This is a genomic window from Plantibacter sp. CFBP 8804, from assembly GCF_014841225.1.
GTDB lineage: Bacteria > Actinomycetota > Actinomycetes > Actinomycetales > Microbacteriaceae > Plantibacter > Plantibacter auratus.
Genome location: NZ_JACYTU010000004.1, coordinates 126,248 through 148,340 on the forward strand (window position 1 = coordinate 126,248; position 22,093 = coordinate 148,340).

Here is a 22,093-nt window from a genome sequence, read left to right on the forward strand (position 1 = left end):
GCGGCTGAGTCCCGCCCTAGGCACGGTGCAGCGCCGACTGGAGGAAGCCGAGGACGGCCTGCGAGGTGACCTCGGGCTGCTGGGCCTGCGGGTAGTGGCCGGCGTCCTCGACGAGGACGACCTCCGCCTGCAGGGTGTCGCCGATCCAGCGCGCCTCTCCTGCGGGGTCGGGGAAGTCGGGGTCCTTGGTGCCCATGATCACGAGCGTCGGAGCGCTCACGCCGGGGAGCGCAGCCTCGGCCGGGGCATGGTCGGTCTGTCTGGTCGTCTGCGAGAAGGCCTTGCCATAGGCGGGGCGACGCAGGCTCGCGAAGACGTCGGCGAGGTGGTTGTCGAAGTCGACCGGCTTCCGGCCCGCGTTCAGCGTGGGGAGGTAGGCCTTCCAGACCCGTGCGATCCACAGCGGAGCCATCATGGCGCGGAAGACCGCCTGCATGACGGCGCCCGCCTTCGGGTTGCGGACGAAGGGCCCGACGAGGACGAGACCCGACACGTCCTCCGGGTGCTCGGCGGCGACGATCACGCCCGCGCCGGCAGCGAGGGAGTTCCCGATGACGACGGCCGGGGCACCCAGGTCGCGGATGAGGGCGTGGATGTCCGAGGCGGTCGCGACGTCGCCGTACGAGGAGAACGTCGTGTCGCTGTCGCCGTGACCACGGAGGTCGGTGGAGGCGACGCGGTACCCGGCCTGGACGAGCGCGGGAGCGAGGAAGCGGTAGGAGGAGCGGAGCTCGCCCATTCCCGGGACGAGGACGACGAGCGGGCCGTCTCCCTGGATCTCGTAGGCGATCTTGCCCTCGGGACGGTCGAGGTAGCGGGTGGCAGGCCCTGACGATGCCGGGTTCGTGTTCATGAAGCTAGTCTGCATCGCCGTTTGGCTAATGTCAATAGCTTTTGCGGACGAGGTTCATTCGCCCATCTTTGGGCGAGGGAAACTCCGTTCGCCCGAGAATGGGCGAACGAGTGCGGGGGAGGGGTGGTCAGCCGAGGTCCGTCCACCAGCGGACGCCGTCGAGGGTGACGCGCGTGGTCTCCTCGTGATGGAGGACGACGAGCAGGACGTCATCGCAGTGGCGGCAGCGAACCACCCAAGCGTCCGGGGTGCCGAACACCAGCTCCGCGGCGAGCGGCGAGACGTCGCGGCACCCGAGGCACTGCGACATGGTCCCGCTCGGGTCGGTGCCGGTCAGCTCCGACAGGGTTCCGGCGAGGACGTTCCCGTCCAGATGCGAGGTCATCACGCGCCTCCGAACCGCTCGGTCTTGATGCGGGCCGGATCGTGGCCGATCGCGACCAGGGTGTCGGCGACCGCCTCGACGAAGCCGGTCGGTCCGCAGACGAACACCGACGGGGCCTCGCCGCCGGTGACCTCGAGCGCCTGCAGGTCGGCCGCCACCAGGCGGCCGGCGGGACGAGGCCAGCCGTCGGGCGCTCGACGGGTGTAGATCCAGGTGACCTCGACCCCGGTCGCCGCAGCGAGCTCGTCGGCGAAGAAGGCGTCCTGCGGTGAGCGGACCGAGTACACGAGTCGGAACGGCGTCGTGCTCCCGGCCGCCTCGTGCGCTCGCACCATCGCCATGAGCGGCACGATGCCCGAACCTCCGCCGATCAGGAGGACCGGCTCCGTGTCCTCAGGGCGCCAGACGAACCAGCCGCCCAGTGGTCCACGCACCTCGACCTGGTCGCCGACCTCGATCGCGTCGACGAGGAAGGGTGAGACCTCGCCGTCGGGGACCCGGTCGACGGCGATCTCGATGCGGTCACCGGCGTCGGCCGAGGCGATCGAGTAGGAGCGGACCGCCTGGTAGCCGTCGGGTGCGGTGAGGCGGACGTCGGCGTGCTGCCCGGCGAGGTTCCCGCCCCAGCCCGGGGCGTCCAGGATGAGGCTCCGCCCCGATGGGGTCAGCTGCGTCGCCGTGACCACGGTGGCCGGCTTCCAGACGTCGACATGGTTCGTGCGCCTCACGAGTACCGCTGTTCGAGCCAGGGATCACCGTAGGCGTGGTAGCCGTTCTGCTCCCAGAACCCCGGTTCGTCGTCCTGCTGCATGACGAGGCCGCGGATCCACTTCGCGCTCTTCCAGAAGTAGAGGTGCGGGATGAGAAGCCTCGCCGGGCCGCCGTGCTCCGCGGCGAGCGGCTCGCCGTCGAAGCCGGTGGCGATCCAGGCCTTGCCGTCCAGGAGATCGTCGAGTGGGACGTTGGTCGTGTAACCGCCGTAGGAGTGGGCCATCACGAAGTCGTAGCCGCTCTCGACCTCGGCGAAGAGCGTGTCGAGGGAGACGCCCTGCCAGCTCGTGCCGAGCTTCGTCCACCGGGTCACGCAGTGGATGTCGCGGGTGATGTCGTCCTGCTGCAGGGCCTGCATGGCCGCCCAGTCCCAGCGGTGGGTCTCGCCCGTCTCCGTCCGGATCTGGAACTCCCACTCATCGGTGTCGATCCGCGGCGTGGGTCCGGCGGACAGGACCGGGAAGTCCTCGGTGAGGAACTGGCCTGGCGGGAGTCGGTCGTCCTGCTCTCGTGCCCGTCCTCCGAAACCGCGTGTGAACACCGCCATGTCGACCTCCTCAGGATGGTCATCACCCTAGTGAGCAGGTGTCGGTGAAGCCAGGCCCTCCTGGGGTCACCAAGTGGTTCCGGCCTCGCTCAGCCGGTGATGAGGTTCGACAGCGCGTCGATCGAGTGGACGACGGCGAGGGCACCGGTGGCCTCCGCCGGCGAGCCGTAGCCCCACTCGACGAGGATCGTCGGGATCCCGTGCGCCGCTGCGCCCTCGATGTCGTGGAGGCGGTCGCCGACCAGTACGGTGCGGGACGTGTCGACGCCGGCGACCGTGAGGCGCCGGAGGGCCTCACCGACGACGTCGGCCTTGCTGCTGCGGACCTCGTCCTCGGAGGCGCCCGTGACGACGGTGAAGTACTGGCTCAGACCGAAGTGGTCGAGGATCGTGTTCGCCTGCGACTCGGGCTTCGAGGTCGCGAGCCCGATCGGGATCCCGGCCTCGGAGATGCGCGCGAGCAGTCCGGCGACGCCCGGGAACACCGCGGTGCCGACCTCGGCGCCCTCGGTGGCGACCTGGCGACGGTACTCGGTGAGGGCGAGCTGCGACTGCAACGGGTCCATGTCCGCGAAGTCGCGGAAGGAGTCGAGCAGCGGTGGTCCGACCCAACGCAGCAGCGATTCGTCGGACGGGACGACGGCACCGACGTTCGCCAGGGTCGTCTTCATGCGGGAGATGATGCCGGGAGCCGAGTCCACGATCGTGCCGTCGAGGTCGAACAGCACGCAGGACCAGCTGCGGTGGAAGGACACGGTCGTACTCGCGAGGTAGAGATCGGTCACACGCTCCATCCTAGGGCGACCCCTCCGGCTGCAGAGGGTTGTCAACCGGTTGCCAGAGCCGTAGGCTGACAGGACCGGCAGCCCGACTGTCTGGTTCCCGATGACGAGAACGAACGCGAAGGCGGAAGCGCACGTGAATGCACAACACCCGGTGAGCTGGACCCTGTCGGGCTTCGGCGACGAGATCGACGCCGACCCGACGACGCAGATCGCCGTGCTGGAGGCGCTCGGTGCATCGCACATCGAGGTCAGGAGCGCGTGGGGCGTCAACATCATCGACCTCGACGCCGACCAGCTCGCCCGACTCGGTGCGCAGCTGCAGCGGTCCGGCATGGGCGTGTCCGCCATCGGATCGCCGATCGGCAAGGTCGACGTGGCCCTCGACGCCGAGCTGGAAGTCGCCCGCCTCGCGCGAGCGGTTGCCGCTGCACACGCCCTCGGGACCCCCAACATCCGCATCTTCTCCTTCTTCCGCGGTGAGGGCGTGCCGGTGGAGGCCACCCGCGACGACGTCCTGGTCCGCATGCGCCTGCTCGCCGACCTGGCCGAGCGGGAGGGGGTCGTGCTCCTGCACGAGAACGAGAAGGACATCTACGGCGACGTCCCGGAGCGCATCCTCGACCTCGTCGAGTCCGTCGGATCACCCGCGCTGCGGCTCGCCTGGGACAACGCGAACTTCGTCCAGGTGGGCGTCGCCCCGTTCGACGACGGCTACGCGATGCTGCGTCCGTACGTCGACTACTTGCAGGTCAAGGACGCGGTCGCCGAGACTGGCCAGGTCGTGCCGTCCGGCGAGGGCGACGGGCAACTGCGTGAAACGCTCACGGCGTTGCGCGACGACGGCTACGCGGGGTTCGCCTCGCTCGAGCCGCACCTCGCCGACACCCACGCGCTCGGCGGCTTCTCGGGTCCCGCCTCGTTCGGCGTGGCCGCCCGGGCCTTCCGGAAGCTCACCGACGAGCTGGGGATCGAACTGCGATGAGCCGCGGGCCCGCATCCGTCCTCCGTCGCGTCGCCGTGGTCGGGTGCGGCGACATCTCCGCCCTCCACATCGCGGCGATCGGAACGGTGCCCGATGCGCAGCTCGTGGCGGTGTGCGACGTCGACGCCGGCCGGCTCGATGCGGCGACGGCTGCGACGGGTGTCCCGGGCTTCACCGACCTCGATCGACTGTTCGAGGAGGCGCGACCCGACGTCGTCCACATCTGCACCCCGCACCACCTGCACGCCGACCAGGCGATCCGGGCGCTCGAGCGCGGGATCAGTGTCATCCTCGAGAAGCCCCTCGCCCACACGCGCAATGAGGCCGAACGGCTCCTGGCCGCGGCGGAGCACAGTCGCGCGAAGATCGCGGTGTGCTTCCAGAACCGCTACAACCAGCCGGCGGAGCGCGCCAAGGAACTCCTCGACTCGGGTGAGCTCGGCGCAGTGCTCGGCGCCTCGGCGGTCGTGCCGTGGCATCGGACGGCGGCCTACTACGAGGATCGCCCGTGGCGCGGTCGCTGGGAGACCGGCGGCGGCGGACTCCTCATGAACCAGGCGATCCACACGATCGACCTCGTGCAGTGGTTGGTCGGCGACCCGCTCGAGGCGACGGGGTCGATCGCCACCCGCGCGCTCGCCGAGGTGATCGAGGTCGAGGACACGGCCGAGCTGCGCATCGTGCACGCGGGTGGCGCGACGAGCACGGTCTACGCGACGGTCGCCGGGGTCGCGAACCTGCCCGTGACGATCGACGTCGTCTGCGAGCTTGGCACGCTGAGCTTGGGGGCCGAACTCACCGCACGCTTCGCCGATGGACGCGTCGAGACCACCGTCGAGCGGGTGACGGCCAGCGGAGCGCGTGCCTACTGGGGTGTGTCCCATGAACGGCTGATCCAGGACTTCTACGCGGGGCTCGACGAGCCGGGCGCCTTCTGGCTCCACCCCGCAGAAGCACGGAAGGCGTTCGACGTGATCCAGGACGTCTACGACGCGGCGATCCCCGAGCGACGGTCGTCGGTCCCCGCCGCGCAGCTCGGCGGTCGCTGAGCCGTCACCCGCCGCGGGCTGTGACGGCTCAGGACGCTGCGGTCCGCTTGACGAGCAGCTGCGCTCCGTCCGGGTCGGGGAACCGCTCCACGTCTCGGACGGCCGTCTGCAGGACGGTGTCGAGGTGCTGGGACGCCAGGCTCACGCCACCCATCGCCACCGCCTCCGAGCCCAGCGAGGAGACGACCACGTCCGGTGGCAGCGGGCAGATCTCGCCGAGGGTGCGGATGAAACGCGGCAGGAAGACGTCCGCGCCCGGAGCACTGCCGCCGCCGACCACGAGGAGTTCCGGATCGAGTGCGAGGACCATGGCCGCCGCGCCGGTGGCCAGGTCGTCCGCGAACTCGTCCATCGCCGTCAGGGCGATCCGATCACCGGCGCGAGCCGCATCGAAGATTTCCTCGCGGGACGGCCGTGGTGAGCCGAGGACCGACTCGCCGTACCGCTCGTTCAGGCGGGACCACCGGAGTTCGGGCATCTCGCCGACGATCCCTGCCGCACCGTGCACGCCGCGATGCACCTTCCCGTCGACGATGGAGGCGGCGCTGGTGCGCACGCCGCAGAGGAGGTAGACGACGTCGCGGTGGCCCTGTGCCGCGCCGACGGTCAGTTCCGCGCGGGCACCGAGCGCGACGTCGCCCTCCACCAGGACGGCTCCGTCGAACTCGCGCTCGAACCGCTCGCGCAGGTTGAGTCCGACCCAGTCCGGGAGTCCCGTCCCGCCGAAGTGCAGCACCTCGCCGTCCCGGCCGATCGCGCCGGGGGAGCCGACGGCGACGATCCACACCGACCCGCGGGTGAGGTCGAGGGTGCTGAGCACCGCATCGCCGGTCGCCAGCGCCAGGGTGATGCGCTCGGTCGCGCCCGTGTCCTCGGCGAGCTGTGCCGTGCGCTGGCCCAGGACGGCACCGGCGAGGTCGGTCACGACGGCGTGGATGTGGTTCGCGCCGATGTCGAGCGACAGGAGGTGGCCGAGTCCGGCCCGCACGCTGAAAGCGGTGGCGGGTCTGCCGACCCGGGACGCCGAGGCGCGTTCGACGGATTCGAGCCAGCCCATCTCGACGAGATCCGTCACGATCGCGTCGATGGCCGTCCGAGACAGCCCGGACGCGTCCGCCAACTCCCGCAGGGTGAGTGGCTGCGGGAGCAGGGCGCGCAGCACACCGAGCGAGTTCATCCTCCGGAGCAACGACCGACTGCCCATCGATCCGCCGGACGGCTCCACCATCGCCTCTCGAGGCATTCGGCATTCCCCTCTTGCGACTTTTCACGGCACGTTGCAGTATTAACTCCGCCTCCTCGACTCTACCCGCGGCAGCCCCGCGGCGGCAGCCGGGAGGCCCGCGTCCATCTCGGGAGCGCCCACCCACACAGAAAGCCGGCCATGCTGCACACCTTCACCTTCGGTGACCTCCGCATCCCCGCGAACCTCGCCGGCGAACCGACCGCCACCAGCACGGGGTTCGTCGTGCCCGCCGGCCCGGTCGCGCTGCTCCACCCCTTCGGCGACACCGGCTTCTACCGGCACGGCTGGAACTCGTGGAGTCCGAGCGGGTGGACCACCACCGACGGCGAGACCATCGGCATCAAGAACAGCCCCGACCGGCTGCTCACCGCCGACGACGCGGTCAACGAGACCCCGCACCTCCACTCCGGCAGTGGTGTCGGCGCCATCGCCGGACCGGACGGCACCGTACTGCTCATCGGGACCCTCGGGCTCGGCAACCCCCGGGTCGGTGCCGACCGCAACACGATCTGGGCGCGGAGCGAGACCGACGAAGCCGAGTGGTTCGTCACGTTCGGACCGGAGCTGCAGGCCTTCGCCGACTACGCGGCGATCCTGTCCGAACGGCTCGGGCGGCGCTCGCAGCGCGCCGGTCGCGTCTGGAGCAGTTGGTACTCCTACTACGAGGGCATCGACGAGGAGCTGGTCGCCCGCACCGTGGCCGATCTCGCCGGGTACCCCTTCGACGTGTTCCAGCTCGATGACGGCTGGGAGCCGATCGTGGGCGACTGGACGGCCGGACCGGACTTCCCGTCGGGTATGCAGGCGACCGCCGGTCGCATCGCCGAAGCCGGGTTCCGCCCGGGGCTCTGGCTCGCCCCGATGATCGCGCTTCCCGACTCCACGATCGCGCGGGAGCGCCCCGACCTCCTCGTGCAGGACGACGCCGGCCGCCCGCTGGCGACCGGCTACAACTGGAACTCCCACTACTACTCGCTCGACACCACCCAGCGGGAGGTGCAGGACCACCTCCGCGAGGTCTTCGAGCGCGTCACCGGGTGGGGCTTCAGCTACCTCAAGCTCGACTTCATGTACGCGGGCGCCGTCACCGGGCGGCGGCACCAGGAGGTCCACCGCGAAACCGCCTACCGGGACGCGATCTCGTTCATCAGGGAGACCGTCGGTGACGACGTGTACCTGCTCGGCTGCGGCGTCCCGATGATCCCGTCCATCGGGGTGTTCGACGGCGCGCGCGTGGGGCCGGATGTCGGTCCGTTCTGGGACAACGCCGAACGGGTCGGCGATCCGTCTGGCGTCGGGGCCTGGAACTCCATCGTCGACTCCGTCAACCGCGTCTGGCTGAAGGACGTCTACGAGGTCGACCCCGACGCCGTCTACTTCCGCAGCGCTCGGAACCTCCTCGACCCCGTCGAACGTCGCATGCTCCAGGACGTCGCCGCCATCCTCGAGTTCAAGTCGACCTCCGACCCGGTGGTCTGGCTGCACGAGAGCGAACGCGCCGAACTCCGCCAGTACCTCACGGAGACGCCGATGGTCGAACAGACGGGGCGGTTCACGTTCCGCCTCGACGGCCGCGAGGTCGACCTGACTGCCGTCGTGGCGGGAGAGGCCCGCTCCGACACCTCGTACATCGGGTGACGCCTGGCGCTCGGCGGCGATCCGGCGTTATCCGATAAACGAACGCCGACCGCCCGGAAGTGGAGCTTTGGCACAGTCGTGGGATTCTGAGCAGGATGAGCGCGAAACCAGGGTCCGCGGAGCGGTTCGAGGCCGCGGGGAGCGACGTCGACGACGCTCGCGAGCTCTACCGCGAGGCCTACCGGATCGGCGGGATGACGGTCGAGCCGACCGCCGCCGAGTTCGGATACCGCTTCACCTCCACCGGCGACGACGACCTCTCCCTCCGTGCCTCGCAGGTCGAGGGACGGATCACGGGTGCGTCGTTCACCCAGGGCGAGTACGTGGTCTCCTGGATGACGCGTGGTGAAGGTGTCTCAGACCTGCTCGGCTCGCCGATGAAGTTCCTGCACGGGCAGCCGGCGATGTTCGCGAACGACCGCCCCGCGCAGTTCGACCTCATCGACTACCGGCTCAACATGATGCACTTCGGTGGCGCCTATCTCGAGGGCGTCGCGGCGGAGACCGAGGGGTCGGTCGGTCCGATCCGGTTCGACACGACGTTCCGCCCGTCGGGCGCGGGACTCCACCGATGGAACGCCTCCGTCGCGGCCGTCGCAGGGGTGGTCTACGACGACGACAGCCCGGCGCTCCTGCGCGCGGAGGCCAGGCGAGCGGCCGCGGTGTCGTTGCTCGAGACGTTCCCGCACCTCGCGCTCCGGCCGCCGACCGAGGTGGCCGTCGCCGCCAGCGCTCGGACGCGGACCGCGGTGGAGTACCTCGTCGCGAACGCTCATCTGCCGATCCGCACCGAGGACGTCGCAGCGGCGGCCGGCATGAGCCTCCGCAGTCTGCAGTCGGCGTTCCGCCGGGAGTTCGACGTGACACCGGCCGACTACCTCCGCGCGGTCCGGCTCGACCGCGTCCGCGACGACCTGCGGGACGCCGACCCCGGACGGACGACGGTCGGTGACGTCGCCCGTCGGTGGGGGTTCGGTCATCTGGGGCGGTTCGCCGCCGGGTACTCGCGACGCTTCGGCGAGTACCCGAGTGCGACGCTGGCCTCGTCGAACACCATCGGAACCCGCCCGCGTTCCCTAGGCTGAGGCCATGACCCGATCCACCGTGACCGACCCGCACGCGCCCGAACCCGTCGGGCCGTACTCGCATGCGGCGTCCGGCCCGAGCGGGGCACTCCACCTGTCGGGGCAGACGCCCATCGACCCCTCGACCGGAACCCTCGTCGAGGGCGACGTCGCGGCACAGACCGAGCGGGTGTTCGCCAACCTCGAGTCGGTGCTGACGGCCGCCGGTCGAGGCTTCGGCGATGTCGTGAAGGTGAACGTGTACCTCGTCGACATGGCCGATTTCGCCGCGATGAACCGCGTCTACGAGACGGTCTTCTCGGCGCCCTACCCTGCGCGCACCACGGTCGCGGTCGTCGGGCTGCCGCTCGGCGCGCGCGTCGAGATCGAGCTCGTCGCCTGAGGACCACGCGAGGGGCGGCCCTACTTGTCCCAGGCCTCGGTCGGCGGCAGGCCCCGCGCGGTGCGTTCCTCATTCAGCAGCGCTTCGATGAGCGGGAGTTTCGCCGCCGTGTAGGCGCGGCCGTCGTCGGTCCTGGCGAGCTCCAGCTTGAGCTCCTGATACCGGCGCCGAGCGGATGCGTCGTGCAGTAGCTTGTCTCGGAACAGCCGCTGGTTGCAGTGCTCCCACGCGTCTGGGCCGAACATGTGGAGGATGTGCGTGCGACGGGCTCGCTCTGAGCGGACGTACACGGCATGCGTCTTCGGTCCCGCGGCGTTCGGCTCGTACTCGAGCCCGGCCAGGAGCGGTCCGAGGGCGAACGGGTCGACGCCTGCCATCGCTCTCGCGGCGAGGTCGATGATCGGCTTGGCGACGAGACCAGGGACGGCGGTGCTCCCGATGTGCTCGATCGCGTCGACACGTCCGTCGAGGACGTCCGAGAGTCGCGCCGCCTCGTGTCGGAACGCCGTCGCCCACGCCGTCCGGTGCGGGCTCAGCTCGATCATCGGATCGAGCGTACCCCGCGGTCGGTCCCCGGGCGAGGGACCGTCCCGGTCCCTGAGCCCACCCCGGTCCCTGAGCCTGTCGAAGGGCTGGGTGACGCCCCGACTCAGTCCGTGGCCGGCGGCGGAGCGGTCGACTCGCGCATGATGAGCGTGGTCGCGAGGTCGGTGATGGTCGGGACGGCGGTGCCCCCGAGGTGCGCGAAGAGGGTCTGCACGGCGTAGGAGCCGGAGGCGATGTGCGGGCTGCGGATCGAGGTGAGTGCCGGTGTCGTGAAGTCCGAACCGAAGATGTCGTCGAAGCCGATGAGGCTCAGCTGGGTGGGCATCTCGACACCACGTGAGCGCAGCTCCAGCATGATGCCGATGGCCAGGAGGTCGTTGTACGCGAGGACCGCGGTGGCACCCGTCTCGAGCACGGCGGTGGCTGCCGCCCTGCCTGCGGCCATGTCGGGCTGCGTCGAAGGGACCCGCACCGTCTCGATGCCGCGCTCCGCGCACAGCTCCCGTGTCCGGCTCCACCGATGCCGTGACATCCAGGACCGACCGGGGCCGGAGACGAACGCGAGCCTCCGGTGCCCGAGCTCGGCGAGGTGGTCGATCGCCGCGGTGAGGCCCGGGTCGATGTCGGCGACGATGCTGTCGACGTCGTCGACCTGACGGTTGATCACGACGACGGGCTTCTCCTGGCCCAGCGCGCGCACGTCGTCGGGCAGAAGCCTCGAGGTCGCGAGGATGAGACCGTCGACCGACGGCATGAGCCGCCTGGCGGTCAGCAGCTCCATCTCCGCCGACTCCTTGAACTCCGCGAGCACGAGCGTGTAGTTGCGCTCGGCGGCCTCACGCTCCGCGCCGCGGACGACGTCGAAGAACATCGGGTTCGTGATGTCGGCGACGATGAGGCCGAGCGTGCCGGTGCGCCCGGTGGGGAGCGCTCGGGCGGCGGGGTTCGCGACGTAGTTGAGCTGCTTGGCGGCGTCGTGGATCTTCTGCGCCGTCTTCTCGTTGATGCGGCCAGGGCGGCTCAGCGCCCGCGAAACGGTCGACGGGTTGACGCCGGCGAGCTGTGCGATGTCGTAGATCGTCGCGGCACGTTTCGTCCTCGCGGCCCCTGCCGTGGGTTCGGGCGTTCCGGGCTCGGGAGCGACCGTCTCCGCGGATGCATCAGAGGTGCTCATGGGGCCCGCTCCTCTCGATCGCCGCCCTCGGCGACCTGAGCCATCGTACTGCCGCGGCCTCGGCGTGCGGGTTCAGGCCGGCCTGGTCAGCGGGTCGCGACATCGAGTGCGTGGCTGGCCCATTCGTACGACAGGCGGTGCGACTCGTAGACGCTCTCGACGCTCGGGAAGTCGACCTCGATCATGAAATCCCCGTCGTAGTCCGCGGGCATCGCCGCGACGATCGCGTCGAAGTCGAGCACACCGAGCCCGGGTTCCGCCCACAGCCGCTTCGTCTGCGACGTCTCGTGGTAGCTCAGCGCGCCGTCCGCTGCGCCGTCGAGGTGATCGGCGTAAACATCTTTGATGTGGATGCCGCCGACGCGGTCGCGGTAGTCGGTGATCATCGCGACCGGGTCCGCTCCCGCCCAGCGGAGGTGCCCGGTGTCGGGCCCGAACCCGATGAGGTCCGGTCCGAGGGTGTCGAGCAGACTGCGGATCTCGTGCTCGGTCTCGAAGACACCACCGACGTGCGAATGGTGCAGGGGACGGATCCCCTCGGCGAGCAGGACCTCGCAGGTGCGGCCGACGTTTTCGATGGCCAGGTCGAGGCGCTCCTGGGAGAAGTCGGCGCCGATCGCCGGCGTCGCCATGCGCGCCGGGATCGCCATCGAGGAGATCATCGTACGGTCGAGTCCGAGGGAGGCCTGGGCCGCCCCGAACGCCTTCGCCGCCTCGAGGACCTCGGCCGGGTCGACCGTCTCGTCGAACACGCTGCTGAACAGGCTGAGCGACGGTGCGAGGCCGTAGCCGCCGATCCACGTGCGGTACTCGTCCGCGGTCATGCCCTCGGGGATGTCGGCCTTCACCGCGGTGAACCCGATGCGCTGGAAGTCGGCGAAGGCCTCCTCGAACACCTCGCGGGTCTTGCCGCGCGCACTCCAGTACGGGATGGGGTTCGCCGCCACCCGGTTCGTCCGCTGGGCGCTCATCGGGCCACCGCCGCAACGGCGTCGAGGCGGACCGGTTGGCCCGTGCGTACGGATTCGTAGAGACCGGTGATGATCGAGATCGCCTGGCGGTTCTCGGCCAGCGTCACGCGGAGCGGCTCCTCCCCGCGGATCGCGGCGAGGACGTTCCGGTACTGGCGCAGGTGCGCGTCCGACATCTGTCCGGCGACGCTCGAGCCCGCCTGCGTCTCGTCGGCGAACTGCGCCGCCTGGTTCGTGTCCTTGCCCTGCGAGCCGAAGAAGGCCTCGGCGCGCTCCATCCCCGCGGGGGTGGAGTGGAAGTACGTCAGCTGGTCGTTCTCGATGACCGCGGAGCCGCGGTCACCGTGGACCTGCAGCCGCGCGACGAGGCCCGGGTAGACGGCCGTCGAGCCGTGGATGACGCCCAGCGCGCCGGATGCGAAGCGGACGACACCGACCGCGACGTCCTCGGTCTCGATGCGCTCGTGGGCGAGGAGCGCGGTGTAGCCGAAGACCTCGACGGGGCGTCCGACGAGGGCGACCAGCAGGTCGACCGTGTGCACGCCCTGGTTCATGAGCGCGCCGCCGCCGTCGAGCGCCCACGTGCCGCGCCAGTCGCCGGAGTCGTAGTAGCTCTGCCCGCGCCACCAGTCGACCGATGCGATGCCCGAGGTGATGCGCCCGAGGTCTCCGCGTTCGGCGGCGGCGAGGACGATCTCCGTCGAGGGGTCGAAGCGGTGCTGGGAGATGACGGTCACGACGGTACCGGCGCGCTCCTGGGCGGCGATGATGTCGTCCGTCCGCGAGACGGTGACGTCGGCCGGCTTCTCGATGATGACGTGCTTGCCGGCCTCGAGCGCCTCGATGGCGAGGTCGGCGTGCAGACCGGTGGGCGTGCAGACGACGACGATGTCGGGGTCGGTCTGCGCCAGCGCCTCCGTGAGGGTCGTGAACGCGCGTCCGCCGCGCTCGGCGACGAGGGCCTCCGCCTTCGCGAGCTCCGGGTCGGCGACGGCGACGAGTTCCAGCTCGTCGCGCAACTGGTCGATGACGATGCCGTGCTGCTTCGAGATGATGCCGGCGCCGGCGATGGCGATGCGGTGCGGTCGGGACATGCGGGGGTTCGCTCCAGTTCTGTGCGTGGGGTGCGTCGGTGTCCGTGCCGGCTCAGGCGAGCTGGCGGAGGTGCGCGAGGGCGGCCTCGAGCTCCGGTTCGAAGTCCTCGAAGAGGCACTCGACGGTGATGGGGCCGTCGTAGCCGCCGTCTCGGAGGGCCGTGATGAATTCGGTGAGTGGCCAGTCGCCCTGGCCGGGCGGCCGTCGTCCGGCATCGGCGATGTGGGCGTGTCCGATGCGGGCGCCGAGGGCCTGGACGACGGCGAACGGCTCCTCCTCCAGCATGATGTGGAAGAGGTCGGCGACGACGGGCACACGGTCGATCCCGAACTCGTCGAGGAAGGCGACCGTCTCCTCGAGCGAGTTGAGCAGGTTCGTCTCGTCACGGTTCAGCGGCTCGAGGACGATCTGCAGTCCGTTCCGCTCCGCCGCGTCGCGCGTCTCGACGACGACCTCTGCGAACCTCGCGCGGGCGGCCGCGACGTCCACCCCGGTGGGGATGGTGCGCGCCGTACCGCTCCCGAACACGATCTTCGCGCCGGGCTCCGAGACCGAACCGATGATCGGAATGACGGCGTCGAGGTACGCGGTGACGCGTTCCGCCGGGAAGCCGGGGTCGGCGAGTGACAGGTCGCCGGGGAACAGGATCGCGAACGAGCCGCGTCGGACGCTCACGTCGTAGTCGGGGTGGCGCGTCCACCCGGCTCCGTCGGCAACGATGAGGTTGCCGACGATGGTCGGTTCCGCGTAGTCGGCTCCGGACGCGAACGCACTGGGGATGCGTTCGGAGGGGACGATCACGCCGTACCCCGTGAGCGGGTGCCGCTGGGCCGTCGGGTGCGTGTCGGACATGTGGTTCCGTTCCGTCGTCGGTGGGATGGTCATCGCTACTTCAGGCTCCCCGAGATGAGGTCGAGGCGCCAGAACCGCTGGAGGACGAGCACGAAGATCACCACGGGGATGACGGCGATGAGCGCCCCGGCGATGGCGACCGAGTAGAGCACCGGTTCGCTACCGCCACGGTTGAGCATGAGGAACATGGCGACCGTGATGGGCGACAGCTCCGACTTCGACTGCATGATGTACGGCAGCAGGAAGTTGTTCCAGGCGCCGATGAACTGCAACAGGAACACGGTCACGAGGCCGGGGAACAAGAGCGGCAGGCCGATCGAGACGAAGGTGCGTCCCTCGTTCGACCCGTCCACGCGTGCCGCCTCGAGGAGTTCCTGCGGCACCGAGCCCCGCGCGAACACGTAGGAGAGGTAGATCCCGAACGGGGTGATCGAGATCGGGATGAGCACCGCCCAGTAGGTGTTCGTGAGGTTCAGCTGCGCGAAGAGCATGTACTGCGGGATCGCGAGCGTGATCGTCGGGAGGAGCACGCCGGCGAGCAGTCCCACCATGACGGCCTTCTTGCCCGGGAACCGGTAGAGCGCGAGCGCGTAGCCGGCGGCGGCGGAGACGGCGGTCGACAGGAGTGCGCCGCCGATCGAGTAGATGAAGCTGTTGCCCAACCAGCGCGCGAAGGAGCCGTTCTCGTAGGCGAACAGGTCGGTCATGTTGTCGACGAGGCTCGACCCGAAGGTGAACGCGCTCGTGGAGAACAGCTCGCCGGTGCTCTTCGTGGCGGCGAACACGACCCACACCATCGGGAGCAGGAAGTAGAGGACGGCGATCAGGAGGACGATCGTCGGGAGGATCCCGCCGAGCTTGTGGACGAGGCTGACGGACTCCTTCGGCTTGCGGATGCGGCCGCGATCGGCGCGGACGACGGTCTCGCGAGCTCGACGGTCCTCCTCCGCGCGTTCCGCGGTGCGTGCGGTGGTGGTCATGCGTTCCTCCGAGCTGCGAGGCGTTGCCCGCCGAGCACCAGGAGCGACAGCAGCACCGTGGCGAGGGCGAGGATGATGGATGCCGCCGACGCCGAGTTGAGGTCGTCGTGGGCGAAGGCGTCCCGGTACACCCGCATCAGCGGGAAGTAGGTGGAGCTGATGGCCGGGGTGAGGCTCGAGAGCATCTGCGGCTCGCTGTACACCTGGAGCGCGCCGATGATCGAGAAGAGCCCGGTGAGGATCGTGGCCGGCACGATGTGCGGCAGCTTGATGTACCAGGCGATGCGCGGTTCGTTGCAGCCGTCGATGCGGGCGGCGTCGATCTGCTCCTTCGGCAGCGACTGCAGCGAGGTGTACAGGATGATCGTGTTGAAGCCGATCCCGCCCCACAGCACGACGTTGATGATCGCCGTCATGACGAGGTCGCCACGCAGCAGCGTCGGGAACTGCAGGCCGAAGGTCTCGGCGAGCTGGTAGATCGGGCTGATCTCGGGCACGTACAGGAAGCCCCACATGAGCGCCGCGATGACGCTCGGCACGCCGTACGGCAGGAAGATCGCCATGCGGCTGAAGGCGCGGAGGTGGGCTCTCGGGAGGTCGAGCAGCAGCGCGAACAGCATCGCCGTGAGCATCATGATCGGCACGAGGAAGAGCGCGTACACGGCGAGGTTGCCGAGGCTCGTCCAGAACGTCGGGTCCTGGAGCACCTTCGTGTAGTTGCCGAGGCCGACGAAGACCTCCTCGCGCACGCCGTACGCGCTCGCACCCGCCGCGGTGCCCATGAGGCTGAGGCCGCCGGAGTACACGATCGGGATGACGAACACGAAGACGAACAGGACGACCGCGGGGGCGATGAGCACCCAGGCGAACAGGTGGTGCGGGCGGGTCAGCGAGACGCGCCGTCTGGTGGCGGCCGCGGTCGGATCATCCTCCGTCCGACCGCGGTCGCGCTCGATGGTCAGCGCGGTCATCAGCCGGCCAGGTCCTTCTCGACGATGTCCTGCACCTTCGGGAGCACGTCGGCCCACGGGCTCGTCCCCTCGATGGCGTTGCCGAGTTCGTCGGTGATGGCGGTGAAGGCCACCTGCGTGTTCGGGCCCCACTGCACGGTGACGAGCTTCGACGCCGCTTCCGTGGCGCTCGGCCAGTAGGTGGTGTCCTCGGGCATGAGCTCCGGCGGCGTGCGGTCGATCTCCTGGCCGTGCAGGGCGCCGGTGAACTTGTTGACCTCGACGAGCCCCTCGGCGCCCTCGTCGGAGGCGTTCAGCCACGTGATGAACTCGAGCGCCTGGTCGTAGTGCGGGCTCTCCTTGAGGATGACGTTGGCCGAACCGCCACGGGCGAAGACCCGCGGATCGGCGGCGTCCCACTGCGGGATCTGCGCGGCCGACCAGAGCCCGACCGTGTCGGGGTACTGGTTGAGCAGCGGGCCGGGAGCCCAGGCGCCGGCGATCGTGCCGAGCACCCGGCCACTCGCGGTCGCCTCGATCTGCTCGGGGCTGCCGGTCTGGTAGGTGCTCACGAGATCGTCCTCGACCATGCCCTGCCAGAAGTCCAGGACCTCCTGCGTCTCGGCGCTGTCGATGTCGACACCCCATTGCTCGTCGGAGTAGTCCCACCACTGGGCGCCGTTCTGCAGGGCGAGTCCCATGAACTGGTCGGCGTCGATCGAGCTGAAGTTGAAGAGGTAGCGGTCACCGTCGAGGGTGCGGACCTGCTCGGCGAGGGCCCGGAAGTCGTCCCAGCTCGCGGCCGGGGTGAGACCGTACTGCGCGAAGAGGTCGTTCCGGTAGACGAAGAGCGCCGGCCCGAGGTCCTGCGGAACGCCGTAGACGGTGTCGTCGAAGGACACGCTCTCGAGCACCGTGGGGGAGTAGGCCTCCTCGAGGTCCTGCTTCGCGCTGTCGAGTGGGGCGAGGACGCCGGCCGACACGTAGGTCGGCAACTGCGTGTACTCGGCCTGCGCGATGTCGGGGCCGTCACCGGCACGCACGGCGCTCAGGACGCGGACGGGCATGTCCGCTCCGCTCGCGGGTTGCGAGATGTTGACCTGGATGTCGGGGTTGGCCTGGTTCCACACCTCGACGCGCTTGTCGATGTTCGAGCCCCAGGCCCAGAACTCGAGCGTCACCGGGCCGTCGGCCGAGTCGTCGCCACCCGGTCCCGAGCACGCGGTCAGCGCGAGGGCGAGGATTCCCGCGGTCGCGATTCCGATACGAACGCTGTTTGCCACTGCAATCTCCTTTGATAGCGGGGTCTGCTCCTCGCGTCGCTGAAGCGTTTCAGTGGTGCTGGACCACGACGGTTCCGGGCGGAAGCGGGATCAGTCTCGCAGACGGTCGTCGATCTGGCAAGCGATTGCCAGAAGGGTGTGGCAATCGGTTGACAGACCGCGGTCCCCCGGTTTCAATGGAGGCGTGCCAATGACGCTGCAGAACGATCCAGACCGCCTCCTCCCCGCCGACCCGGGGACGCGCGACGTCGCCAGGGCGCTCTACCGCTCGGTCGAGGCCCTGCCGATCATCTCGCCGCACGGGCACGTGGATCCGGCGATCCTCGTCGAGGACACCCCGTTCGCGAACGCCACCGAGCTGTTCCTCCGGCACGACCACTACGTCACCCGCCTGCTGCACGCCGCCGGGTTCTCTCTCGCGGACGTCGGCGTGCCCGACCTCGCGGAGGGTGGTGCCGTCGCCGCGCCGCGGGACGCCTGGCGACGCTTCTGCGAACACTGGCACCTGTACGCCGGCACCGCCTCCGGGTACTGGCTGAGCTCGATCCTCGGTGAGCAGTTCGGTGTCACGGAGCAGCCGGACGGAGCGAACGCCGACCGGCTCTTCGACACGGTCCACGAGGCGCTCCAAGCGCCGGCGTTCCGTCCGCGCGCGCTGTTCGACCGCTTCCGCATCGAGGTGCTCGCGACCACCGACGACCCGATGGACGACCTCGCCGCGCATGCCGCCCTCGCGGCGGACCCCACCTTCAGTGGGCGCGTCCTGCCGACCTTCCGGCCCGACGCGTACCTCGACCCGGCCAAGGCCGGGTGGGCGGAGCGGGTCGCCTCGCTCGCCGCCTGGAACGGGACGCCGGAGGGCAGCTACCGTGGCTACCTCGAAGCGCTCGCCGGGCGCCGTCGCCACTTCATCGAACACGGGGCGGTGTCGGCCGACCACGGTGTCCCGCAGCCCCTCACGCTCGAACTCGAGGAGGCGGATGCCGCAGCACTGTTCGACCGGGCGCTGTCGGGCACCGCCGACACCGCCGACCTCGAGCGGTTCGCCGCGCACATGCTGTTCGAGAGCGCGCGGATGAGCGTCGAGGACGGCCTCGTCATGACGGTGCACCCCGGCGTCCACCGCAACCACCACGCGCCGACGCTCGCCCGCTTCGGACCGGACACCGGGCATGACCTCCCGGTCCGCACCGACTACGTCCGCCCCCTGCGTCCGCTGCTGGAGCGGTTCGGCACGGCTCCGGGGTTCCACCTCGTCCTGTTCAGTGTCGACGAGACGAGCTACTCGCGGGAGATCGCACCGCTCGCCGGGTTCTACCCGAGTGTCTTCGTCGGCGCACCGTGGTGGTTCCTCGACGCGCCCGACGCCGTCCTGCGCTTCCGGTCCGCCGTGACGGAGACGGCCGGGTTCTCACGCGGATCGGGCTTCATCGACGACACGCGGGCGTTCCTCTCGATCCCCGCCCGACACGACATGTCCCGGCGCCTCGACGCGTCCTTCCTCGCGCGACTCGTGCGGGAGGGGCGCATCGACGAGGCGACGGCCGAACGCATCATCCTCGACCTCGTCGTCGACCAGCCGCGACGGGTGTTCAAGCTGTGAGCACCGTGACGGACGTGGCCGGTGTCGCCGCAGGGCCGGGGGAGGAGGCGGTCCCGCGTCTGTCCCGAGCGCGGCTGCCCGAGTTCCCATCGGCGCCGGTCCGGATCGTCCACCTCGGACTCGGCGCCTTCCACCGCGCCCATCAGGCCTGGTACACCCAGCTCGCCGACCCCGATCACGAGTGGGGCATCGCCGCCTTCACCGGCCGGAGTCCGCAGGCCGCAGTCGACCTGGACGCTCAGGACTGCCTCTACACGGTCGTCGAGCGCTCGGCGGACGGCGACTCGGCCACGATCGTCGGTTCGATCGTCGAGGCACGGGACGGTGCCGACGTCGCACGGCTCCATGACCTCCTCGCCGCTGAGACCACCGCCATCGTCACCCTCACCATCACCGAGTCCGGGTACCGGCTCGATGCCGAGGGCAAGCCGGACGCGTCGGATCCGGCGGTCGAGCATGACGTCGCCCTGCTGTCGGACGCCTTGGACGGCGGGGCGGACCTCCGGGACGCCCGACCGACCACGACGCTCGGTCGGCTGCTCCTCGGCCTCGAAGCCCGTCGTCGTGCCGGGGCCGGTTCGATCGCGATCGTGCCGTGCGACAACATCGCCGACGGCGGTGCGCTCGTCCGTCGCGCGATGCTCGCCCTCGCCGACCGGGTCCGCCCGGAGACCGCTCGGTGGATCGCCGACGAAGTCTCGTTCGTCTCGTCCTCGGTCGACCGCATCACGCCGCGTCCCACGCCTGCCGACGAGGCGACGGCCGCGGAACTCACCGGATTCACCGATGCCGCTCCCGTCGTCACCGAGCCCTTCACCGACTGGGTGCTCAGTGGCGACTTCCCTGCCGGGCGGCCGGCGTGGGAGTCCGCGGGTGCCCGGTTCGTCGACGACCTCGAGCCCTACGAGCAACGCAAACTGCGGCTGCTGAACGGCGCCCACAGCCTCCTCGCCTACGCGGGCCCGCTGCGCGGTCATGCGACGGTCGCCGAGGCGGTCGGCGACGAGCAGTGCCGGGCCTGGGTCGAGGAGTACTGGGACGAGACGGAGCGCCACCTGCCTGACGACCTCGGGCTGACGGCGTATCGCACCGCACTCCTGGGGCGCTTCGACAACGCGCGCATCGAACATCGACTGCAGCAGATCGCCCTTGAGGGCGTCACCAAGCTGCGGGTGCGGATCGTGTCGACCCTCCTGGCGGAACGGGCCGCCGGTCGGCCGGGAACCGGGTCCCTGCGCGTGATCGCCGCGTGGGTGGCGGCCGTCCAGGGCGACGACCGGCCGGGTGACGCGAGCGGTGCCGCCGTCGCCGAGGCGCTCCGGTTCCAGGGTCGGGAGCGGACCGCGGCGCTCGTACGCCTGATCGATCCCCGCCTCCTCGACTCGGAGCCGGATGACGGATCCACGCTCGTCACCGAGCTGGAGCACCTGGTCGACGAGCTGACCGGACGCCCACGGAACCCCTGACACCCGCCACTGCAGCCGACCCGCAGTTCGTCGGAACCACCCCGGCCACATCGGCCGCAACGCACGAAGGAGTAGTACCCATGAACATCGACAAGGCCGAGGTCATCGTCACGAGTCCCGACCGGAACTTCGTGACGTTGAAGCTCACGACCGACGACGGCCTCACGGGCCTGGGCGACGCGACGTTGAACGGGCGTGAGCTCGCGGTGGTGGCGTATCTGTCCGAGCATGTGGTGCCGTTGTTGCTGGGCCGTGATGCGTCGCGGATCGAGGACACGTGGCAGTTCCTGTACCGCTCGGCGTACTGGCGGCGGGGTCCCGTGACGATGGCCGCGATCGCGGCGGTCGACATGGCGCTGTGGGACATCAAGGGCAAGGCCGCGGGCATGCCCGTGTACCAGCTGCTGGGCGGGGCGTCCCGGACGGGGCTGCTCGCCTACGGGCACGCGTCGGGGAAGACGAACGAGGAGCTGTTCGACAGCGTGCGCGAGCACCAGGCGCAGGGCTACAAGGCCATCCGCATCCAGACGGCGGTGCCGGGTCTGAAGTCGATTTACGGGATCGCGTCGAACGCGACGTTCGAGGGCAACACCGGTGTCCGCTACGACCACGAGCCGGCGCAGCGCGGTGGGCTCCCGAACGAGGAGGACTGGGACACCCGGTCGTACCTGCGTCACCTGCCGACGGTGTTCGAGGCGGTCCGGAACGAGTTCGGTCCGGAGCTGCCGTTGCTGCACGACGGGCACCACCGGATGACGCCGATCCAGGCCGCGAAGCTCGGCAAGAGCCTCGAACCCTACGACCTGTTCTGGCTCGAGGACTGCACGCCGGCGGAGAACCCGGAGGCGTTGCGCCTCGTGCGGCAGCACACCACCACGCCGCTCGCGATCGGGGAGATCTTCAACACGGTGTGGGACTACCAGCAGATCATCCGCGAGCAGCTCATCGACTACGTGCGTGGTGCGGTCACGCACACCGGCGGGATCACGCATCTGAAGAAGGTCCTCGACTACGCGTCCCAGTACCAGATCAAGTCGGGCATGCACGGGCCGACGGACATCTCGCCGGTCGGGATGGCGGCCGCGATGCACCTCGGCTTGTCGATCCACAACTTCGGCATCCAGGAGTACATGAAGCACGGCGAGAAGACGGACGCCGTGTTCCAGCAGTCCTACACCTGGGAGAACGGCATGCTGCACCCGGGAGAGGCACCGGGTCTCGGTGTCGAGTTGGACGTCGACGAGGCGGGCAAGTACCCGTACCAGCGCGCCTACCTGCCCTACAACCGTCTCGCCGACGGCACCGTCCACGACTGGTGATCCCTGCGGCCAGCGCGGTGCGCTGACCCGACCGCGCCCCTGTGGCGTGAGTGCGCCCCTCCGGAGGCCCGCGCTCACGTCGCAGGGGCGCGCTCACGTCACGCCCTCGGCACACAAGCGCCTCTGGTATT

Annotated in this window: 22 protein-coding genes; 8 read left to right on the forward strand and 14 right to left on the reverse strand. The window is 69.9% G+C overall.

Annotation, left to right across the window (positions count from 1 at the left end):
* Positions 1 to 16: 16 nt before the first annotated feature.
* From IFU11_RS10580 to IFU11_RS10600, 5 genes are all read right to left on the reverse strand, one after another.
* Positions 17 to 853 (reverse strand): alpha/beta fold hydrolase, encoded by an 837-nt coding sequence (locus IFU11_RS10580; protein WP_192018926.1) that lies wholly within the window; start codon positions 851 to 853, stop codon positions 17 to 19.
* A 127-nt stretch (positions 854 to 980) separates the two neighbouring features.
* The gene (locus IFU11_RS10585; RefSeq protein WP_079704433.1) at positions 981 to 1,238 is read right to left on the reverse strand and encodes a DUF6510 family protein; all 258 of its coding nucleotides are present in this window, start codon (positions 1,236 to 1,238) and stop codon (positions 981 to 983) included.
* The gene (locus IFU11_RS10590; RefSeq protein ID WP_192018927.1) at positions 1,238 to 1,966 is read right to left on the reverse strand and encodes a ferredoxin reductase; all 729 of its coding nucleotides are present in this window, start codon (positions 1,964 to 1,966) and stop codon (positions 1,238 to 1,240) included. Before IFU11_RS10590 ends, IFU11_RS10585 begins: the two co-directional genes overlap by 1 nt.
* Entirely contained in the window at positions 1,963 to 2,556 is a 594-nt protein-coding gene (locus IFU11_RS10595) for a sulfite oxidase-like oxidoreductase (RefSeq protein WP_086472594.1), read from the reverse strand. The genes IFU11_RS10590 and IFU11_RS10595 overlap by 4 nt, the downstream gene beginning before the upstream one ends.
* Positions 2,557 to 2,645: 89 nt before the next feature.
* Entirely contained in the window at positions 2,646 to 3,341 is a 696-nt protein-coding gene (locus IFU11_RS10600; RefSeq protein ID WP_371742759.1) for an HAD hydrolase-like protein, read from the reverse strand.
* Between the two features lie 100 nt (positions 3,342 to 3,441).
* On the opposite strand from IFU11_RS10600, the gene IFU11_RS10605 reads away from it, so the two are divergent.
* Both IFU11_RS10605 and IFU11_RS10610 read left to right on the forward strand, forming a co-directional pair.
* Positions 3,442 to 4,323, forward strand: coding sequence for a sugar phosphate isomerase/epimerase family protein (locus tag IFU11_RS10605; RefSeq protein ID WP_192018929.1), 882 nt, complete (start codon positions 3,442 to 3,444; stop codon positions 4,321 to 4,323).
* A complete protein-coding gene (locus IFU11_RS10610; RefSeq protein WP_192018930.1) occupies positions 4,320 to 5,372 on the forward strand; it encodes a Gfo/Idh/MocA family protein in 1,053 nt (350 codons plus the stop codon). Before IFU11_RS10605 ends, IFU11_RS10610 begins: the two co-directional genes overlap by 4 nt.
* Positions 5,373 to 5,400: 28 nt before the next feature.
* Here IFU11_RS10610 and IFU11_RS10615 read toward each other — a convergent pair whose 3' ends face one another.
* The gene (locus tag IFU11_RS10615; RefSeq protein ID WP_244631746.1) at positions 5,401 to 6,615 is read right to left on the reverse strand and encodes an ROK family transcriptional regulator; all 1,215 of its coding nucleotides are present in this window, start codon (positions 6,613 to 6,615) and stop codon (positions 5,401 to 5,403) included.
* Positions 6,616 to 6,756: 141 nt separating this feature from the next.
* Here IFU11_RS10615 and IFU11_RS10620 point away from each other — a divergent pair, with 141 nt between their 5' ends.
* The 3 genes from IFU11_RS10620 (at position 6,757) to IFU11_RS10630 (ending at position 9,723) form a co-directional block, all read left to right on the forward strand.
* The gene (locus IFU11_RS10620) at positions 6,757 to 8,256 is read left to right on the forward strand and encodes a glycoside hydrolase family 36 protein (protein ID WP_192018931.1); all 1,500 of its coding nucleotides are present in this window, start codon (positions 6,757 to 6,759) and stop codon (positions 8,254 to 8,256) included.
* Positions 8,257 to 8,351: 95 nt separating this feature from the next.
* Positions 8,352 to 9,341: a helix-turn-helix transcriptional regulator gene (locus IFU11_RS10625; RefSeq protein ID WP_192004081.1), complete on the forward strand. Its 990-nt coding sequence runs from the start codon at positions 8,352 to 8,354 to the stop codon at positions 9,339 to 9,341.
* A gap of 4 nt (positions 9,342 to 9,345) precedes the next feature.
* Positions 9,346 to 9,723: a RidA family protein gene (locus IFU11_RS10630; protein WP_079704440.1), complete on the forward strand. Its 378-nt coding sequence runs from the start codon at positions 9,346 to 9,348 to the stop codon at positions 9,721 to 9,723.
* A 20-nt stretch (positions 9,724 to 9,743) separates the two neighbouring features.
* Here the strand turns inward: IFU11_RS10630 and IFU11_RS10635 are convergent, their stop codons facing one another.
* The 8 genes from IFU11_RS10635 to IFU11_RS10670 form a co-directional block, all read right to left on the reverse strand.
* Positions 9,744 to 10,268 (reverse strand): GrpB family protein, encoded by a 525-nt coding sequence (locus IFU11_RS10635; RefSeq protein WP_192018932.1) that lies wholly within the window; start codon positions 10,266 to 10,268, stop codon positions 9,744 to 9,746.
* 104 nt (positions 10,269 to 10,372) lie between these two features.
* Entirely contained in the window at positions 10,373 to 11,443 is a 1,071-nt protein-coding gene (locus tag IFU11_RS10640; protein ID WP_192018933.1) for a LacI family DNA-binding transcriptional regulator, read from the reverse strand.
* Positions 11,444 to 11,529: 86 nt separating this feature from the next.
* The gene (locus IFU11_RS10645) at positions 11,530 to 12,414 is read right to left on the reverse strand and encodes a sugar phosphate isomerase/epimerase family protein (RefSeq protein ID WP_192018934.1); all 885 of its coding nucleotides are present in this window, start codon (positions 12,412 to 12,414) and stop codon (positions 11,530 to 11,532) included.
* Positions 12,411 to 13,508, reverse strand: coding sequence for a Gfo/Idh/MocA family protein (locus tag IFU11_RS10650; protein WP_192018935.1), 1,098 nt, complete (start codon positions 13,506 to 13,508; stop codon positions 12,411 to 12,413). Before IFU11_RS10650 ends, IFU11_RS10645 begins: the two co-directional genes overlap by 4 nt.
* Positions 13,509 to 13,560: 52 nt before the next feature.
* Positions 13,561 to 14,394 carry a sugar phosphate isomerase/epimerase family protein gene (locus IFU11_RS10655; RefSeq protein ID WP_192018936.1) on the reverse strand — a complete coding sequence of 278 codons (834 nt, stop codon included), beginning with the start codon at positions 14,392 to 14,394 and terminating at the stop codon, positions 13,561 to 13,563.
* Between the two features lie 2 nt (positions 14,395 to 14,396).
* The gene (locus IFU11_RS10660; protein ID WP_123539768.1) at positions 14,397 to 15,341 is read right to left on the reverse strand and encodes a carbohydrate ABC transporter permease; all 945 of its coding nucleotides are present in this window, start codon (positions 15,339 to 15,341) and stop codon (positions 14,397 to 14,399) included.
* Positions 15,338 to 16,312, reverse strand: coding sequence for a carbohydrate ABC transporter permease (locus IFU11_RS10665; protein WP_192018937.1), 975 nt, complete (start codon positions 16,310 to 16,312; stop codon positions 15,338 to 15,340). The genes IFU11_RS10660 and IFU11_RS10665 overlap by 4 nt, the downstream gene beginning before the upstream one ends.
* Entirely contained in the window at positions 16,312 to 17,574 is a 1,263-nt protein-coding gene (locus IFU11_RS10670) for an ABC transporter substrate-binding protein (protein WP_168223364.1), read from the reverse strand. Before IFU11_RS10670 ends, IFU11_RS10665 begins: the two co-directional genes overlap by 1 nt.
* 190 nt (positions 17,575 to 17,764) lie before the next feature.
* Between IFU11_RS10670 and uxaC the strand changes: the two genes are divergently transcribed.
* The 3 genes from uxaC to manD all read left to right on the forward strand — a co-directional run bounded on the left by uxaC (position 17,765) and on the right by manD (position 21,962).
* Positions 17,765 to 19,177, forward strand: a complete 1,413-nt coding sequence (uxaC, locus tag IFU11_RS10675; RefSeq protein WP_192018938.1) for a glucuronate isomerase — start codon at positions 17,765 to 17,767, stop codon at positions 19,175 to 19,177.
* Positions 19,174 to 20,643, forward strand: coding sequence for a mannitol dehydrogenase family protein (locus IFU11_RS10680; protein ID WP_240043989.1), 1,470 nt, complete (start codon positions 19,174 to 19,176; stop codon positions 20,641 to 20,643). Before uxaC ends, IFU11_RS10680 begins: the two co-directional genes overlap by 4 nt.
* An 80-nt stretch (positions 20,644 to 20,723) precedes the next feature.
* Positions 20,724 to 21,962 (forward strand): D-mannonate dehydratase ManD, encoded by a 1,239-nt coding sequence (gene manD / locus IFU11_RS10685; RefSeq protein WP_192018939.1) that lies wholly within the window; start codon positions 20,724 to 20,726, stop codon positions 21,960 to 21,962.
* Positions 21,963 to 22,093 lie beyond the last annotated feature (131 nt).

What these genes read in the sequence shown, in the direction of transcription:
- IFU11_RS10580 (WP_192018926.1), bottom strand. Translation starts at nt 853, where the DNA reads ATGAACACGAACCCGGCATCGTCAGGGCCTGCCACCCGCTACCTCGAC.
- IFU11_RS10585 (WP_079704433.1), bottom strand. Translation starts at nt 1,238, where the DNA reads ATGACCTCGCATCTGGACGGGAACGTCCTCGCCGGAACCCTGTCGGAG.
- IFU11_RS10595 (WP_086472594.1), bottom strand. Translation starts at nt 2,556, where the DNA reads ATGGCGGTGTTCACACGCGGTTTCGGAGGACGGGCACGAGAGCAGGAC.
- IFU11_RS10605 (WP_192018929.1), top strand. Translation starts at nt 3,442, where the DNA reads ATGACGAGAACGAACGCGAAGGCGGAAGCGCACGTGAATGCACAACAC.
- IFU11_RS10610 (WP_192018930.1), top strand. Translation starts at nt 4,320, where the DNA reads ATGAGCCGCGGGCCCGCATCCGTCCTCCGTCGCGTCGCCGTGGTCGGG.
- IFU11_RS10615 (WP_244631746.1), bottom strand. Translation starts at nt 6,615, where the DNA reads ATGCCTCGAGAGGCGATGGTGGAGCCGTCCGGCGGATCGATGGGCAGT.
- IFU11_RS10620 (WP_192018931.1), top strand. Translation starts at nt 6,757, where the DNA reads ATGCTGCACACCTTCACCTTCGGTGACCTCCGCATCCCCGCGAACCTC.
- IFU11_RS10625 (WP_192004081.1), top strand. Translation starts at nt 8,352, where the DNA reads ATGAGCGCGAAACCAGGGTCCGCGGAGCGGTTCGAGGCCGCGGGGAGC.
- IFU11_RS10630 (WP_079704440.1), top strand. Translation starts at nt 9,346, where the DNA reads ATGACCCGATCCACCGTGACCGACCCGCACGCGCCCGAACCCGTCGGG.
- IFU11_RS10635 (WP_192018932.1), bottom strand. Translation starts at nt 10,268, where the DNA reads ATGATCGAGCTGAGCCCGCACCGGACGGCGTGGGCGACGGCGTTCCGA.
- IFU11_RS10640 (WP_192018933.1), bottom strand. Translation starts at nt 11,443, where the DNA reads ATGAGCACCTCTGATGCATCCGCGGAGACGGTCGCTCCCGAGCCCGGA.
- IFU11_RS10645 (WP_192018934.1), bottom strand. Translation starts at nt 12,414, where the DNA reads ATGAGCGCCCAGCGGACGAACCGGGTGGCGGCGAACCCCATCCCGTAC.
- IFU11_RS10650 (WP_192018935.1), bottom strand. Translation starts at nt 13,508, where the DNA reads ATGTCCCGACCGCACCGCATCGCCATCGCCGGCGCCGGCATCATCTCG.
- IFU11_RS10655 (WP_192018936.1), bottom strand. Translation starts at nt 14,394, where the DNA reads ATGACCATCCCACCGACGACGGAACGGAACCACATGTCCGACACGCAC.
- IFU11_RS10660 (WP_123539768.1), bottom strand. Translation starts at nt 15,341, where the DNA reads ATGACCACCACCGCACGCACCGCGGAACGCGCGGAGGAGGACCGTCGA.
- IFU11_RS10665 (WP_192018937.1), bottom strand. Translation starts at nt 16,312, where the DNA reads ATGACCGCGCTGACCATCGAGCGCGACCGCGGTCGGACGGAGGATGAT.
- uxaC (WP_192018938.1), top strand. Translation starts at nt 17,765, where the DNA reads ATGACGCTGCAGAACGATCCAGACCGCCTCCTCCCCGCCGACCCGGGG.
- manD (WP_192018939.1), top strand. Translation starts at nt 20,724, where the DNA reads ATGAACATCGACAAGGCCGAGGTCATCGTCACGAGTCCCGACCGGAAC.